The sequence below is a fragment of the Kitasatospora sp. CB02891 genome (assembly GCF_002803145.1).
In the GTDB taxonomy this organism is placed as follows: domain Bacteria; phylum Actinomycetota; class Actinomycetes; order Streptomycetales; family Streptomycetaceae; genus Kitasatospora; species Kitasatospora griseola.
Genome location: NZ_NNBO01000005.1, coordinates 423,008 through 438,447 on the forward strand (window position 1 = coordinate 423,008; position 15,440 = coordinate 438,447).

Below are 15,440 nucleotides of genomic sequence, written 5' to 3' on the forward strand. Positions count from 1 at the left end.
GCCCGGAGGCACCGGCAGGTCGGCGCCGCGGCGTGGGGTGCTCGTGTCGGACCGCGACTTCCGGCTGTGCCGGTGTCGCGCGCCCTTCCGATTGCCTGTCCCGCGCCGGGAGGCCCCGGCCGGCCAGGACTGTCGTCGGGCCGCTCCCTTGCGGGGGTGCGCCCGGAGGCACCGGCAGGTCGGCGCCGCGGCGTGGGATGCTCGTGTCGGACCGCGACGGCCTCGTCCTCCTTCAGCCGGTCCTCGGTGGGCCCGGTCGGGTCTCTGGCCGTCGCCGTCGGACCGGTCGCGGCGGCCGCCGCGGACGTCGCTCGTGGACACCGGCGGCGACAAGCATCGCCGGCCCGACCATGAGCCGCAGGACGAGCGAGAGCACCCGCCCGCCGAGGCCTGCGTCGCTGTCGGAGTACCGGATGCTGCGCGCACCTTCGACGAATCCGGCGCCGTTCCAGAATCCGTGCAACGCGCCGGACCGAGACCGTCGGCGCTTCAGCAGTGCGGTTTTCGCTCGGGTTCCGGCGGGCGCAGCTCGGCGGCCGACCGGACAACCCTGGGCGTCGGCGGTGCCGGCGAGCCTGGCGCGATCGCACCCGTATGGGTGATCATGGCGTGACGCCGCGTCATATTCCTTTGCCGAGAGGGTGTTCACGATGTTGGTCGACTGGCCCGCCGAGACGTTCGTGCTGCGTCTGCACCGCATTCCCGGTCTGGTGGCGGGTGCCGCGGCGGGGAGCCCGGAGGGCGCCCCGGTGGTGCTCGCGCCCGAGACCGGCGGCGAGGGCGAGCAGTGGGTGGCCGAGCGGTTCCGGGTGATCAACCACCGGATCCGGCACGTCGCCACCGGCCTCTACCTGACCGCCGAGGGGACGAGCCGGGGCGCAGCGGTCACCCTGCGGCCCAAGTTCTCCGACAGCGGCAGTGACCCCTCGTACTGGCGGCAGGCGTGGCGGGCTTTCGTCCAGCGCGACACCGGTCGGCTGATGGCCCTCCACGACTCCTCCAACTGCCTGCTCGGCCTTGCCGATCCGGCTGCCGAGCGGCCGGGCGGGCCGCTGGTGCTGGAGAAGGGCGCCGGGGCCGAGGACCGGTCCTGCACCGCGTGGGCGCCCGCGCCCGTCCCGGCGCCGGAGCCCGCACCCGCTCCGGTGCCGAAGGCCACCGACCTCCCGGTGGGGACGGGTCGGGTCCGGGTGCCGGCCCGCCGCTACGAGAAGCACGTGCGGACCATCGAGCAGATCTTCGACGAGACCAGCTTCCGGGAGGTCCCCGGCGAGCTCCTCGTCCCGGGCGCCCGCATCGAGACCTTCGACTTCGACCAGTACTCCCAGGGCGACTGGTACCAGGAGGGGCGGGAGGGAAGTCTCGTGACCTTCACGGACAGCTACGACACGCCGGGCGCCGTGCGCAGGGCCTTCCACCGGCTGCCGGGGGAGCCCGTTCGCTACGTGAGCTCCGAGGAGGTCGACGTCCACTACGTCCCGCCGAAGCTCGTCGCCCGCACCAACTTCCCCGCGGCCCTCTTCGACGACTACAGCGGCGCCCTCGTCCGGACGCCGTACCGGCTGGCCAACGGCCACGGCTTCTACAACCGGCCCGAGCGCCGCGAGGGTCTCTACTTCCCCAAGCGCGACGGCGCGGGCACCGTCGTGCAGTGGAACAAGACCTGGATCGCGGACAACGACACCAGCTCCAAGGTGTTCCTCTGCTTCGACGGCCGCTACTTCATCGACCAGATGGACATCACCTGGGCCGAGGACGAGAAGAGCTGAACCGGCGTCCCGCCGACCTCGGCTGCGGCGAGACTGTCGCGCCGTGGTGCGGGGCGCGAGTTGGCCGACTGGGGCCGCCTCAAGCAGACCCGGGCCCTGACGGGCACCCCCGCGACGTTCAGGGCACTGTCGGCCGAAGGTCGCGACACCGCGGAGTCCACCGTTGCTGCGGACACGGTGCTGCGGCGACGGTGGGCGTGGCCGCAGAGATGTTGTAATGTGCATGCATTGTCGGTTGCCTGCGGAAGCCGGGAGTGGGGGATCACTTCGCACTCACGCGCAGGCGGGAACTTCCTCACGAGGTGGGCTACGGCGTGGGCACGGCTGGCATCGACATCGTCCGGCTGTTCCGGAAGCACTCATCCGCCGGACGGGCCCGGGGCGGCGCAGTCGCCGCTCGGCGTCGCGCTCCAGAGTGGCGCGGCATGGTGACCACGTGATTCGGGACCTCGACGGCGGAGCAGCGGGCCGTGGCGAGCGGTTCCCGCTGGTGGGACGGCGGCGCGAGCTCGACCGGCTGCTGACCGCGGTACGGAACCCGCCCGCGGTCGTGCTGGTCGAGGGCGAGGCCGGGATCGGCAAGTCCCGCCTGGTCCGCGAAGCCTCCGCCGCGCTGCGCGCCGAGCGGTACCAGGTGCTGACCGGCTTCTGCCACCCGCTGCGCGAGCCGCTCCCGTACGGGCCGGTGGCGGACGCGCTGTGCAGGGCCGACCTGGCGGACGCCCCGGCCTTCCCGCCCAGCGCCGGCGCGCTGGCCCCGCTGCTGCCCGATCTGGCCGACCGGCTCCCGCCGCCTCCCCCGTCGGCCGACCCCGCCGGCCGGCGCTTCCAACTGCTCCAGGCCGTCCGGTCGTTCCTGACTGCGCTCGGGCCGACCGTCCTGGTCGTGGAGGACCTGCACTGGACGGACGAGGCCACTCGTGATCTGCTCCTGCTGCTCGCGCGCGACCTGCCGCCGCAGCTCAGCCTGGTGCTCACCTATCGGGCCGAGGAGCTGCGGCCGGGGAGTGCTGTGCTCGGCGCCGCCTACAGCCACCCGCCCGGCACCGGCGGCGCCGTCGTCCGGCTCGGCCCGCTGCTGGAGTCCGAAGTCCAGGAGCTGGCGGCCGCCGCCCTCGGTCCGCACGCCACTGCCGCCCTCGGCGCCGTCCTCCACCGGCGGAGCGAGGGCCTGCCGCTGGTCGCCGAGGAGGATCTGATCACCCTCGCCGAGCACCGCAGTACCCGTGGCCACACCGAGGCGGTCGAGCGGCTGCGGGCGGCCGATGCGCCGCGCGGGCTGCGCGAGGCGATCACCCAGCGACTCACCGGACTGTCGCCCGCCGCCGCGTCGATCGCGGGGGCGGCCGCGGTGCTCGCGGTCCCCGCGTCCGAGGAACTGCTGACCGCCCTCGCCGGTCCGGACGCGGAGCAGGGCGCCGATGCGCTGATCGAACTGCTCCGGGCGTCGGTGCTGCGCGAAGCGGAACCGGGCACGTACACGTTCCGGCACGTGCTCGCCCAGCAGGTCGCGTACCAGTACGTGCCCGCCCCCGTCCGGCTCCGGCTGCACCGGCGCGCGATCGAGGTGCTCCAGGCCCGCACTCCGGTCCCGTTGGTGCAGATCGCGCACCACACCCTCGCCGTCGGCGACCTGGCCGGCTGGCTGCTGCGGGCGCAGGAGGCCGCGTACCAGGCGATCGCCGTCCGCGACGGCGGCACGGCCGCGACGCTGCTGCACCAGGTGCTCGACCGGCCCGAACTGGAGGGCGAGGCGCGTTCCCGGGCGGCCCTGGCACTGGCCGGGGTCGCCGCCACCAGCCTCGACTTCCGAAGCCACGCCGGGCTGCTGCGCCGACTCCTCGACGACCGCCGGCTGCCGCCGGAGACCCGCGGCGAGATCCGGCTCCGCCTCGGCATCGGCCTGCTGAACGAGAACGCCGTCCGCGCCGCGTTCGAGGAGGTCGAGCAGGCGGCCGCGGAGCTGGCGGCCTGCCGGCCCGAGCTCGCCGTCCGGGCGATGGTCGCCCTGGCCCTCAAGGAGGCCGAGGGGCCGCAGTACACGCGTGCCTGGCTGGAGCGTGCCGAGGACACCGTCCGCGGGAGCGGCAGCGAGGTGCTGAGGGCCACGGTGCTCGCCACCCGTCTCACCTTGATGACCTGTCAGGGAGACTCGACGGTCTGGGAGTTGACCGAGCGACTGCCACGCCACGCCGAGGACCCCGAGCTGCTGGGGCAGACCGCCCGCGCCCTGCTCAACGTCGCCGACACCGCCACCTATCTGGGCCACGACCGGCGGGCCGCCGCGCTGGCCACCGAGGCCCGGCAGCTCGGCACGCGTGGCGCACGGCCCATCGCCGCCTTCCTGTCCCGCGCCGTCCTGCTGCGGCAGGACGCCCTCGCCGGCCGGTGGGAGGGACTCCAAGGACGCCTCGACTCCCTCATCGAGGAGTACCCGACCGGGGCGAGCCTCCGCGCCGAGCGGGCCATCCTGGCCGGCAGCCTCGCCGCCGCCCGGGGGCAGCGCACCGCAGCACTGGAAGCCTTCGGCGAGGCCCTCGCTGCCGGTGTCGACCAGCTGCTGGTGGGCTTCGAACTGCGGGCCGCCGCCGGCCTGAGCTCGCTCCACCTCGCCGCCGGCGACGGTCCCCGCGCCCGGGCGGTCGCGGAGAAGGCCGTGGGTACCGTGCGCCGTGCCGCCGCGTGGCCACGGGCGGCCGGCCTGCTGTCGGCCGCGGTCGAGGCGGCGCTGGCCTGCGACCGGCGGGGGGCCGCCGAGCAGTTGAGCGCCGAGATCGAGCGCGGACTTCGCGGGTGCGACGCCCCGGCGGCCGCTGCCGACCTGGAGGTCGTCCGCGGCTTGCTGCTTCAGGAGCCCGACCCCGGTTCCGCCGCCGGGCACTTCGCCGAGGCGGCGCGCAGGTGGCGGGAGATCGGCCGCCCCTACGAGACCGCCCGCGCCCTGGAACGGGAGAGCGAAGCACGTCGTCGCACCTTCGCCGGGACGGCGGTCGAGCCCCTCACGGGAGCCCTGGCGCTCTTCACGGACCTCGGGGCCACCGCCGACGTCGCGCGGTGCGAGCAGGTCCTGCGCGACCTCGGCCTCGTCCGCCGCGGTCCCGGCCGCCGGGGGTACGGCAGCAGCCTCTCGCCGCGTGAGCACCAGGTCGCCGGACTCCTCACCGCCGGAGCCACCAACCAGCAGATCGCCGAGGCCCTGTCCCTGTCGCCGCGGACGGCCGAGAACCACGTCGCCAAGGTGCTGAAGAAGCTCGGCACCAGCCGGAAGCGGGTGGCGGCCGTCTACTCTCCGGGCCCGGCCGGCGGCTGAGCCCCCCGCAGCGCGATGACCGCCGTCCGGGGGCCGGACGGCGGTCACTGTGCGAACCGCGGCGGACGGGCGCAGGCGCGCCGCCGCGGCGGGACCCGGTGCCGGACGGCCCCCTCGACCACCCGGACCCGGGAGTCGTCGGGCGAGTTCGCCCCGTTCCTTGTCAGGCCCGCGAACACCGCGGCGGCAGCTGCCGACGGCCGGTGTCCGGTGAATCACGCCCGGGGGGTCAGGCGGGCAGGCCGACCGCCCGTCCGCCGTTGCGGCGCTGCTGGATGACGACGGCGGCGACCAGCAGGGCGCCCTGGGCGACGTTCTGCCAGAAGGCGTTGATCCCCTGGACGGTGAGGCCGTTCTGGAGAGCGCCGAGCAGGGCGACGGCGAGCAGGGTGCCGCCGATGGTGCCCTTGCCGCCCTTGAGGGCGCAGCCGCCGAGGGCGGCGGCGGTGATGGACTGCAGTTCGAGCCCTTCGCTGCCGGAGACGGGCTGGCCGGAGCCGGTACGGGCGGTGAGCAGGATGCCGGCGAGGGCGGCGACCATGCCGGACAGGGCGTAGGCGGAGACCAGGTACTTGTTGAGGTTGATGCCGGCCAGGCGGGCGGCGGTGTCGTTGCCGCCGATGGCGTAGATGTTGCGGCCGATGTCGGTGTAGGTGAGCAGGAGGTGGACGGCGACGGCGGTGAGGACGAGCAGCCAGACCATGGTGGGCAGGCCGGCGATCCTGCCGCGGCTGAGGAAGACGAAGACGGGGTCGTTGAGGACGTAGCCCTGGGCGCGTCCGCCGGAGACGAGCTGGGCGACGCCCTTGTAGGCGGCGAGGCCGGCCAGGGTGGCGATGGTGGGGTTGACCCGGCCGTAGATGATGACCGCCCCGTTGAACAGGCCGATGCCGGCGCCGATGGCGACGGCCGCGCCGATGCCGAGGTAGGGGTTGGCGCCGGTGGAGGTGAAGACCATGGCGCTGACCACGGAGGCCAGGCCGGCCTGGGAGCCGACGGAGATGTCGAGGCCGCCGCAGATGATGACGACGGTCTGCACCACGGCGAGCAGGCCGGAGATGGTCGCGGCCTCGGCGATGACCTGGATGTTGTCCCAGGACAGGAAGTTCCCGTTCAGCGAGCCGAAGAGGACGAGGACGACGGCGAGGGCGCCGATCAGGCTGAGGTTCTGGCCGCCGACGGCGTCGAGCAGGGCGCGCACGCCGCCGCGGCGACCGGCCGCGGGCTCGGCCTCCGGCAGCTGGGCGCTGGGGGCGGTGGTGGTCGTCATCGGGGGTCTCCGGTGGGGGCGTGGGCGGTGGCGCGGTCGTCGGCAGCGTCGGCCGGGGCCAGGTCGTCGGCCATGGCGAGGGCGAGGACCGCCTCCTCCGAGGCTTCGGCACGGGTCAGTTCGCCGGTGGTGCGGCCGTTCTGCATCACGACGATCCGGTCGGCCAGGCCGAGGACCTCGGGCAGTTCGGAGGAGATGATCAGGACGGCGGTGCCCTCGCGGGCGAGGTCGGCGATGATCTGGTAGATCTCGGCCTTGGCGCCGATGTCGACGCCCCGGGTGGGCTCGTCGAGGATCAGCAGATCGGGTTTGCGGGCGAGCCAGCGGGCGAGGACGACCTTCTGCTGGTTGCCGCCGGACAGGGTGCGGACCTCGGCCTCGATGGAAGGGGCGCGCACCCGCAGCCGGTCGGCGAACTGCTGGGCCAGGGCCCGCTCCTGCTGGTGCTTGACGAAGCGCCAGCGCCGAAGCCGGCCGAGGCTGACCAGCGAGGTGTTGTCGCGGATCGTCCGGTGCAGGAAGAGCGCCTGGGCCTTGCGCTCCTCGGGGGCCAGGCCGATGCCGGCCGTGATCGCGGCGCGCGGGTTCTTCAGGCGCAGGGGCTTGCCGCCCAGCTCGACGCTGCCGGAGCGGACCTGGGCGTCTCCGGCCAGGGCGAGGGCGAATTCGGAGCGTCCGGCGCCGATCAGGCCCGCGAGTGCGACGACTTCGCCCGCCCTCACCTGGAGGTTGATGTCGCGCACATCGTCGGTGGTGAGGTTCTTGACGTCCAGCACGACGCGGTCGGTGGCGACCTGTCGGCGGACGAACAGCGTGGACAGGTCGCGCCCGACCATGAGCCGTACCAGGGCGCTCTCGTCCGTGGCCGCGGCCTCCACCACACCCGCGACCCGGCCGTCGCGCAGGACGGCGATCCGGTCGGCGAGTCGGAAGATCTCCTTCATCCGGTGCGAGACGTAGACGACGGCGATGCCTTCGTCGCGCAGCCGCCCGATCAGGGCGAAGAGCGCCTCGACCTCGAACTCCGACAGCGAGGAGGTCGGCTCGTCGAAGGCGATCGCCCGCGGCGGGACCTCGCCGGTCAGGGCGCGCAGGATCTCGACCAACTGCCGCTGCGCGGCGGTGAGCCGGGAGCCGAGCAGGTCGGGGTCGAGGACCTTGGCGAAGCCGAGGCGCTCCAGGTCGGCGTTGATGCGGCGGCGCAGCTCGGCGCGGTCCAGGCGGCGTCCGGCCGCGCGGGGCAGCGAGCCCGCGTAGACGTTCTCGGCGACCGAGACGTGCGGGACGATCTCCGGCTCCTGCGGGATGATCCGGATACCGGCACGGCGGGCGTCCTGCGGGGAGTGCAGGTCGACCGGCTTGCCGTCCAGCAGGACGCGCCCCTCGGTGGGGCGGTGGTCACCGGTCAGGACCCGCAGCAGGGTGGACTTGCCGGCGCCGTTCTCGCCCATCAGGGCGGTGACCTGACCGGGCGGGAAACTGATGGTGACGTCCTCCAGGGCCTGGACGGTGCCGAAACGCTTGGAGACGCCTTCGGCCGTCAGGCCGGGCGAGGCGCCGGACGACGTGCGTGGCGAGGATTCGGATGGGGGCATCAAGGTCTCACTGACGTGTGGAGTGCGGCTGGGTCAGAGGCGGGGGCCGGTGCGGCGGCTCCGGGACGGTGCCGCCGGACCGGCCCGGTCCGAGTGCCGGTCAGCTGCAGCTCACGCCGGAGGACTGCCAGTCGGTGGAGTCGACCATCTTGGTGGGGGCGAAGGCCTCCTGCGGGAAGTCCTTGCCGTTCTTGAGCTTGTCGAACAGGGTCTGCACCGACAGCGCGCCGACGTCCTTGCCGTTGATGAACAGCGCCGCCTTCATGCCCGACGGCTTGCCCGACTGCCAGTTCTTGCAGGCCAGGTAGGCGCCCAGGCCGACGCCGTCGATGTTGTCCGGCGTGACCGAGGCGTTCTGCAGCGCGGTCACCGCACCCTGCACGTTCTCGTCGTTGCAGCCCCAGACCACCCAGTGCTTCACGCCCGGGTTCGCGGTGATCGTCGCCGCCACCTTGTCCTGCGCGCCGGTCGGGGTGTTGTCGGTGGCGACATCGATGTTCTGCACGCCCTGCACGGTCTGCCTGAAGGCGTCCTTGGCGGCGTTCACACGGTCACCGCAGACCGTCACGTCCTGCTGCCAGGCCGAGATGATCCGGGTGTCGGCCGGGTTCCAGCCGGCCTTCTGGAACTCCTGGGCCGCACGCCGGCCGACCTGCTGGCCCATCTGCTGACCGGAGAAGCCGATCCGCGGCACCAGGTCACCCTTCGCGCACTTCGACGGCGCCGGGCCGGTCGCGCACACCTGGTCGTCCGAGGTCAGCAGCGCTGTCCTCGCGTCCCGGGCCATCTGCACCACCTGCGGGCCGACCGCCGGGTCCGGCACCACGACGATCAGACCGCTGCTCTTCTGCGCGATCGCCGACTGCACCTCGCTGACCGTCTTGTTCGCGTCGGTACCCAGGTCGACCACCTTCAGGTCGACGCCCAGCTCCGCGGCCTTCGCCTTGGCGCCGGCCGCCTCGTCGACGAAGTACTGCTGGTCGCCCTGCTTCTGCAGGTACGTCATGGAGATCTTCCCGCTGACGGGTGCGGCCTTGGTGTCCGCGCCGCCGGAGGTCTGGCCGGTGGAACACGCGGTGAGGCTGAGGACGGTGGCGATACCCAGCACGGCGGCGGGGAACAGGCGGGCACGGACGGCGGACATGGGGCGGCTCCAGGGTGAACGGGTGTGGGCCGGACCGGATGCAACAGAACCGATCACGTCTCATCACTTTCAAACGCTGCGATCAAAGGAAAACGGTCCGTTCACCCGCTCGTCAAGAAGCTGAAAACATTCGCCCGCGGCTGATATCCCATTGTTATCGATGCCCTGACCAGCGGATTCCAGCGCTACCGGGGAGGGGGGTCGGAAAATACTCATGAAAAGCACTACTCAGTAATTCCCGACTCATTGATTGCGTATACGGATCCTATGGGGGTACGGAGGGTTCCACTGCTCCGTGGCCAGCAGTGGAGCGCCGAGACCGGCCGACCCGCAGCGTCGCCCGCGCGGCCGGAAGGCCCCGGACCGGGTGCACCCGGAGAATCCGCACCCCAAAGCGCATCCGTCCGAGGGCGGTCATCACGGCATTCGACCCGCAGGTCCGGACGGGCCGACCCGGTCCGGCGAAAAGACTGCGTACTCGGATCTTGAACGAAGTCTGCGGCAGGACCGTTGACCGCCAACTCTCCATCGCCCTACTGTTTGTTTCTGGTCGTCTTCGTTTGTTTCTGAGTGACTCAGGTCTCCCACCCCCACCGTCGGGTAGCGGTGTTCGGCATGCCGCTTTCCGGCGTCGTACGAAAGGCATCCCCCATGCGCGGATCCCTCCGTGTCCTGGTCAGCCCCGGACGCACCCTCAGAAGGGCGGCCGTCGCCGCCTCCCTCCTCCTGACCGGCGCACTCGTCGCGGGCCAGGCAACCACCGCTGCCGTGGCCGTCGCGCCCGCCACTCCGGCCGCCTCCACTCCCATCGCCGTGGACGGTGCCAAACCGGGCCTCACCTTCGACGGTGTCGGCGCGATCTCCGGCGGCGGCGGCAACTCCCGTCTGCTGGTGGACTATCCGGAACCCCAGCGCAGCCAACTGCTCGACTACCTGTTCAAACCGGGCTACGGAGCCTCCCTCCAGATGCTGAAGCTGGAGATCGGCGGCGACACCAACTCCACCGACGGCGCCGAGCCCAGCATCGAGCACACCAAGGGCACGGTCGACTGCAACCAGGGCTACGAGTGGTGGCTGGCCGAACAGGCCAAGGCCCGCAATCCGCACATCAAGTTCCTCGGCCTGTCCTGGGGCGCGCCCGGTTGGATCGGCAACACGGGCAGCGGCGGCTCCTTCTGGTCCCAGGACACCATCAACTACCTGATGGACTGGATGGGTTGCGCCGGCAAGCACCACCTGGACATCAGCTACCTCGGCGGCTGGAACGAGCGCGGCTACGACAAGGCCTGGTACGAGAACCTCAAGTCGACGCTGGTGTCGCGCGGTTACGGCGCCACCAAGGTGGTCGCCGCCGACTCCGACTGGTCGGTGGCCGACGACATGGCCGCCGATCCCGCGTTCAAGAACGCCGTCGACGTCGTCGGTGTCCACTACCCCTGCGGCTACCTCGGCTCGTTCACCAGCTGCCCCAGCACCGCGAACGCCCAGGCGCTCGGCAAGCCGCTCTGGGCCAGCGAGAACGGCTCGGAGGATGCCAACGACGGCGCCGCCTCGGTGGCGCGCGGGATCAACCGCGGCTACATCGACGGCAGGATGACCTCGTTCATCAACTGGCCGGTCATCGCCGCGCTCTACCCCAACCTGTTCTTCTCCACCGACGGCATGTCGATCGCCAACCAGCCCTGGTCCGGCAACTACACGATCGGCAAGACCACCTGGGTCACCGCGCAGACCACCCAGTTCGCCCAGCCGGGCTGGAAGTACATCGACTCCGCCGACGGCTACCTCGGCGGCGACCGGGCCAACGGCAGCTACGTCACGCTCAAGTCGCCGAACAACCGCGACTACAGCACCGTCATCGAGACGATGGACGCCGGCGCTCCCCAGGCCGCGAAGTTCAGCGTCACCGGCGGCCTGTCGACCGGCAAGGTGCACGTCTGGGCGACCAACCTCAACTCCACCGACCCGGCCGACTGGTTCGTCCACCAGCAGGACATCACCCCGGTCAACGGCAGCTACACCCTCGGTCTGCAGCCCGGCTACGTCTACACCGTGACCACCACCACCGGCCAGGGCAAGGGCACCGCCACCCCGCCGGCCGCCGCTCCGCTCCGACTGCCGTACGCGGACGGCTTCGAGACGCCGGCTGCCACCACGTCCCCGAAGTACTTCACGGACATGAACGGCGCCTTCCAGACCGTCCGGTGCGGCGGCGGCCGCACCGGCACCTGCCTGCGCCAGATGGCCCCGACGACTCCGATCCGTTGGACCGACGAGTCCTATGACGCCCCGTACACCATCATGGGCGACGGCAGCTGGTCCAACTACACCGTCACGGCCGACACCATGTTCGAGCAGTCGAGCACCGTCGAGCTGCTCGGCCGGGTCAACCAGCAGGGCCGCAACAACAACGGTCTCAACGCCTACCACCTGCGGGTCAGCGACACCGGCGCCTGGTCGATCGTCAAGAGCGACACCAGCTGGAAGTTCACCACCCTGGCGAGCGGCACCACCACCGCCCCGCTGGGCACCGGCCGCTGGCACACCATCAGCCTGTCGATGCAGAACACGGCCCTCACGGCCGCCATCGACGGCCGCACCGTGGGCAGCGCCACCGACGGCAGCTTCACCAACGGCCAGGCCGGCCTCGGCGTGACCGGCTACCGGACCGACCAGTTCGACAACTTCGACCTCACCCAGGGCGCGCCCAGCAACCACACCGGCCCGATCAGCTCCGGCCTGCCCGGCAAATGCGTCGACGACAACGGCGACTCCGCCGTCAACGGCACCGCCGTGCAGCTGTGGGACTGCAACGGCGGCAGCTCACAGGTGTGGACCTGGTCCAACGGCACCCTCACCCACAACGGCAAGTGCCTCGACGTCACCGGCGCAGCCACCGCCAACGGATCCCAGGTCGAGCTGTGGGACTGCCACGGCGGCGCCAACCAGCAGTGGATCCCGCAGGCCGACGGCACCCTGAAGGGCACCCAGTCCGGCCGCTGCCTCGACGACCCGGCCGCCGTCACCACCAACGGGACCCGGCTGGATCTCTGGGACTGCGACGGCGGCAGCAACCAGCAGTGGAAGCTGCCGTGATCCCCACCCACCCGTAACGCCAGTACGTGGGCGGAGACGGCCCTGCGGCTCACCCACCCGGTCCGCAGGGCCGTCTCCGCCCCCGCTCGCCCGCTCCCTCCACCCCGCAGGTGGCACCCGGTCATCGGACAGGAGCGAGTCGCTGTAGTACTGGTCGGGGCCGGGGCACGGCCGGGTGGTCGGAGTCACGGTCGTATCGGCGGAGGCCGGCCCGGCGAGGGCGAGCACCAGCCGGACGGATGAGACGGCCGCGGTCGGCAGGGTCTGCTTCGCGGCCATGTCGACCGGCGGGTTGCGCGGAGACCTGGTGCTCAAGGGTGCGGAACGGCGCGGTCCCCCGCCCCCGGGGTGACCGGGGAGCGGGTGACCGGCCGCCGGCGGTGGCAACCATGCGGATGCACGGCTGCCACCGCAGGCGGCCGTGGAGGTACCTCGGGAAGGTCAGCCCAGCGGCAGGTCCAGTCGGGCCTCGTTCCCGTTCACGGAGCTGACCGTGGTGGTGGTGAGGGCGGGGAGGTCCGAGCCCGCGTACGAGTACAGCGGGTCACGGCTGTTGACCACCAGGGCGAGCCGGTGCCCGGTCGGCAGGTCGTAGGAGACGGCCTGGAGGAGCCAGGCGATGGTGGTGTCGACCTCCGGCGTCAGGTCGGTGGCCGTGTACGGCTCGTGGGTGATGATCCGGGCGGTGCCGTCCGGGGCGACGTCGTACAGGTAGGCGATCACCGTGGCGGCGTCGGTGCTGCTGCGCACGGTGAGGTGCACGGTGGCGGCGCCCCGGATCCGGCGGGCCACCTCGTCGGAGCCGGTCAGCGGTTCGGTCGACCAGACCAGCAGCTGGTCCCGCTCGAAGTTGGTCGGCTCGTACGTCCTGGGGTTGCCGAACCACTCCTGCTGCCCGGTCTTGAGCAGCTCGCCCGCGACGGAGGAGGTGAGGGCGCCCGCCGCGAAGTCCCGCGACCAGCCGGCGGTCGGCTTGTCGGTCAGCGCGCCGTCACCGTTGTCGCCGGCGCCGGTGAGGTACCAGTTCTCGCTGCCGGTGGTGGCCTCGTCCCAGGACAGGTACGTCTCGCGGTGGGCCGGGACGGTGATCAGCTCGGTGCCGCCCGGGATCGCGACCGTCCGGTAGGTGAACATGCTCTGGCTGCTCACCGCCGACCAGTTCGGCACGTCGTTGTCCACTCCGAGCAGGTGGTGGTCCAGCCACTCGTAGGCCTCCCGCGTCGGCTCCGCCAGCCCGGGGAACGGCAGGCCGGTCACCAGCCCGACCAGGCCGGGGCCCTCGGGGGCGCCGTGGTCGCCGATCCACAGGTTCAGCCGCTTCGGCACGGTGAGCCGCTCGAAGAGTTCGACCACCGGGTTGACCGGGAACAGCGTCTCGTGCCAGGTGTTCGAGAGGAACGTCGGGACGCCCCGCGCGTTCGTCCGGTCGACGTACGCCTGCGGGGAGCGCTCGGTGCCCCAGGCGACCACCTCGTCGAGGTTCCGACCGCTCAGGAAGTCCTTGAGGAGCTGCTGCGTCCCCTCGTCGAACTTCTCCTCCAGCGGGCCGCCGGTGAAGTCGATCAGCGCCTGTACGGCCTCCAGGTGCCGGGTGCCGTTGTTGTACAGGCTGGTGGCGAGGTTCCCCCAGGTGCTCAGCGCGACCACGGCGTCGACGCGGCCGGCCGGGTCGTGCGCCGCGACCAGCTGGCTGATCCCGGAGCCGTAGGACTCGCCGAGGAACCCGGTCCGGCTGGGCTCGAAGGCCTCCTGCGCGTAGTCGATCACGACCGTGCCGTCGGCCCAGTCGTTGGGCCCGGCCACGTCGACGAAGCCCTCGGAGGTCGACAGCCAGCCCTTGATGCCGATGCCGCGCGGCGAGTAGGCGAGCACGTGGTAGCCGCGCTGCGCCAGCTTGAGGTACGCGTGGAGGAAGGGCAGCCAGCCGTACGGGTTCCAGCCGGCGGGCACGATCACCACCGGGCGCGGGGTGTCGCCCTTCAGCTTGATCGAGAACGCCGACAGCCGGGTGCCGTCGTGCGAGACGATGCGGGGGAGCGCGATCCTGCCGATCCGCTGGACATCGGCCACCAACTCCGCGAGCTCCGTCGGGAGTTCGACGCCCTCCTCGCCCTGCACGGCGGCGAGCAGGGCCCGGGACACGTCGACGACGGCCTGGTTGACGCTGTGGCCCGGGCCCCAGACGCCATTGGTGGCGACGTCGGTGAGCTTTGCTTCGGTGACCGACGGAATCGGGTCACTGGTCATTTCGGAACCACCTTCTCTGCGAACGGATGCCGATCCGCATCATGGTCGGGCCGAGAGGGGCCCGAACTGACGTACCGTCACCATTCACCGGAACCAGTGATGTTGCCGCGATCTGCGCCCGCACCCGCCCCGCCTGCGCTATGCGCGTCGCAGTGGCGGGACGGGGGCGCTCAACCGTCCAGCTCGCGGGTGATCTTCGAACGTGCGGGCGCCCAGATGTGGCCCGGCAGGAAGTCCTCCTGGCCGATGTCGTCCAGCTGCGTTGCGACGTAGTGCGCCGAGGCGTCGCAGTCCGCGTCCGCGTCCTGGAAGAAGGTGATGCTGCCGGGGTCGAGGTGGAAGTTCCAGTCCGGGTTGTGGTCCGCCGTCTCCGCGACGACCCGGCCCTGGACGTGGACCTTGGAGCTTTCGGTGCCCGCGAGGATCGCCCGGGCCTGCCCGATCTTCTCCTCGTCGTCCAGTCGGAAGATGAACTCGTCGTCGTTCGGGGCCGCTTCGAGCCCGAATCGGGCAGTCGCCATGGGGTGCTCCGGTGCGAGTACTGGTCACGGGGTCTTCGGCTCCGGACAGTAGTGCAGCGCCCGTTCCGGGATCGCGGATCGGCTCGAAACACCACCCGGGCGGGGGAACCGGCCGGTCCCCCGGGCCCGAGTGCGGCCGTCCGGTCAGAACGCCGGACACGGGGAGCTTCTCGAAGTCGCCAAGGATGTACCGGCGGTCGAAGAAGGCTTCTTCGGGGCCGTGGAAGCGGACCATGGCGAACCAGCCGTGGCCGGGGACGGTCTTGATTCGGTTCGCGGCGCCGGCTGGGCGCGACGCTCGCCGAGGGCGTCCGCGCACGGTGGCGCGGCCCGCAGTACGCGGCCCCCGCCGAGACGAGGACGCCGTGCACCTCTCGGCACGGACCCGGTCGGCGTCCTCGTCGGAGCTCAGGTGATCCTCCCGCTGTGCGCGACGTCGGGCGGGGTGGCAGCGTGGAGGGAGCTGAGACCCGGATGTGCGGGGATGG

9 protein-coding genes are annotated in these 15,440 nt (G+C 71.9%); 4 read left to right on the plus strand and 5 right to left on the minus strand.

The genetic code is table 11. The annotated features are described in order from the left end of the window. Window positions 1-313: 313 nt before the first annotated feature. From CG736_RS36200 to CG736_RS14710, 3 genes are all read left to right on the plus strand, one after another. The gene (locus CG736_RS36200; RefSeq protein ID WP_157815585.1) at window positions 314-613 is read left to right on the plus strand and encodes a hypothetical protein; all 300 of its coding nucleotides are present in this window, start codon (window positions 314-316) and stop codon (window positions 611-613) included. 37 nt (window positions 614-650) lie between these two features. Further along, complete coding sequence (locus CG736_RS14705; protein ID WP_100586652.1) at window positions 651-1,769, plus strand: RICIN domain-containing protein; 1,119 nt, start codon at window positions 651-653, stop codon at window positions 1,767-1,769. Between the two features lie 436 nt (window positions 1,770-2,205). After that, window positions 2,206-5,079 carry an AAA family ATPase gene (locus tag CG736_RS14710; RefSeq protein ID WP_232733993.1) on the plus strand — a complete coding sequence of 958 codons (2,874 nt, stop codon included), beginning with the start codon at window positions 2,206-2,208 and terminating at the stop codon, window positions 5,077-5,079. Between the two features lie 229 nt (window positions 5,080-5,308). On the opposite strand, the gene CG736_RS14715 is transcribed toward CG736_RS14710, so the two are convergent. The 3 genes from CG736_RS14715 to CG736_RS14725 form a co-directional block, all read right to left on the minus strand. After that, entirely contained in the window at window positions 5,309-6,349 is a 1,041-nt protein-coding gene (locus CG736_RS14715) for an ABC transporter permease (protein WP_100586653.1), read from the minus strand. Next, window positions 6,346-7,944 carry a sugar ABC transporter ATP-binding protein gene (locus CG736_RS14720; protein ID WP_100586654.1) on the minus strand — a complete coding sequence of 533 codons (1,599 nt, stop codon included), beginning with the start codon at window positions 7,942-7,944 and terminating at the stop codon, window positions 6,346-6,348. The genes CG736_RS14715 and CG736_RS14720 overlap by 4 nt, the downstream gene beginning before the upstream one ends. Before the next feature lie 100 nt (window positions 7,945-8,044). Beyond that, window positions 8,045-9,088, minus strand: coding sequence for a substrate-binding domain-containing protein (locus tag CG736_RS14725; RefSeq protein ID WP_100586655.1), 1,044 nt, complete (start codon window positions 9,086-9,088; stop codon window positions 8,045-8,047). 651 nt (window positions 9,089-9,739) lie between these two features. Here CG736_RS14725 and CG736_RS14730 point away from each other — a divergent pair. Further along, window positions 9,740-12,184, plus strand: coding sequence for a ricin-type beta-trefoil lectin domain protein (locus CG736_RS14730; RefSeq protein ID WP_100586656.1), 2,445 nt, complete (start codon window positions 9,740-9,742; stop codon window positions 12,182-12,184). Window positions 12,185-12,625: 441 nt separating this feature from the next. On the opposite strand, the gene CG736_RS14735 is transcribed toward CG736_RS14730, so the two are convergent. Further along, window positions 12,626-14,431 (minus strand): CocE/NonD family hydrolase C-terminal non-catalytic domain-containing protein, encoded by a 1,806-nt coding sequence (locus CG736_RS14735; RefSeq protein ID WP_100586657.1) that lies wholly within the window; start codon window positions 14,429-14,431, stop codon window positions 12,626-12,628. Window positions 14,432-14,601: 170 nt separating this feature from the next. Continuing rightward, window positions 14,602-14,952 carry a calmodulin gene (locus CG736_RS14740; protein WP_100586658.1) on the minus strand — a complete coding sequence of 117 codons (351 nt, stop codon included), beginning with the start codon at window positions 14,950-14,952 and terminating at the stop codon, window positions 14,602-14,604. Between the last annotated feature and the right edge of the window lie 488 nt (window positions 14,953-15,440).

What these genes read in the sequence shown, in the direction of transcription:
- CG736_RS14705 (WP_100586652.1), top strand. Translation starts at nt 651, where the DNA reads ATGTTGGTCGACTGGCCCGCCGAGACGTTCGTGCTGCGTCTGCACCGC.
- CG736_RS14715 (WP_100586653.1), bottom strand. Translation starts at nt 6,349, where the DNA reads ATGACGACCACCACCGCCCCCAGCGCCCAGCTGCCGGAGGCCGAGCCC.
- CG736_RS14720 (WP_100586654.1), bottom strand. Translation starts at nt 7,944, where the DNA reads ATGCCCCCATCCGAATCCTCGCCACGCACGTCGTCCGGCGCCTCGCCC.
- CG736_RS14725 (WP_100586655.1), bottom strand. Translation starts at nt 9,088, where the DNA reads ATGTCCGCCGTCCGTGCCCGCCTGTTCCCCGCCGCCGTGCTGGGTATC.
- CG736_RS14730 (WP_100586656.1), top strand. Translation starts at nt 9,740, where the DNA reads ATGCGCGGATCCCTCCGTGTCCTGGTCAGCCCCGGACGCACCCTCAGA.
- CG736_RS14735 (WP_100586657.1), bottom strand. Translation starts at nt 14,431, where the DNA reads ATGACCAGTGACCCGATTCCGTCGGTCACCGAAGCAAAGCTCACCGAC.
- CG736_RS14740 (WP_100586658.1), bottom strand. Translation starts at nt 14,952, where the DNA reads ATGGCGACTGCCCGATTCGGGCTCGAAGCGGCCCCGAACGACGACGAG.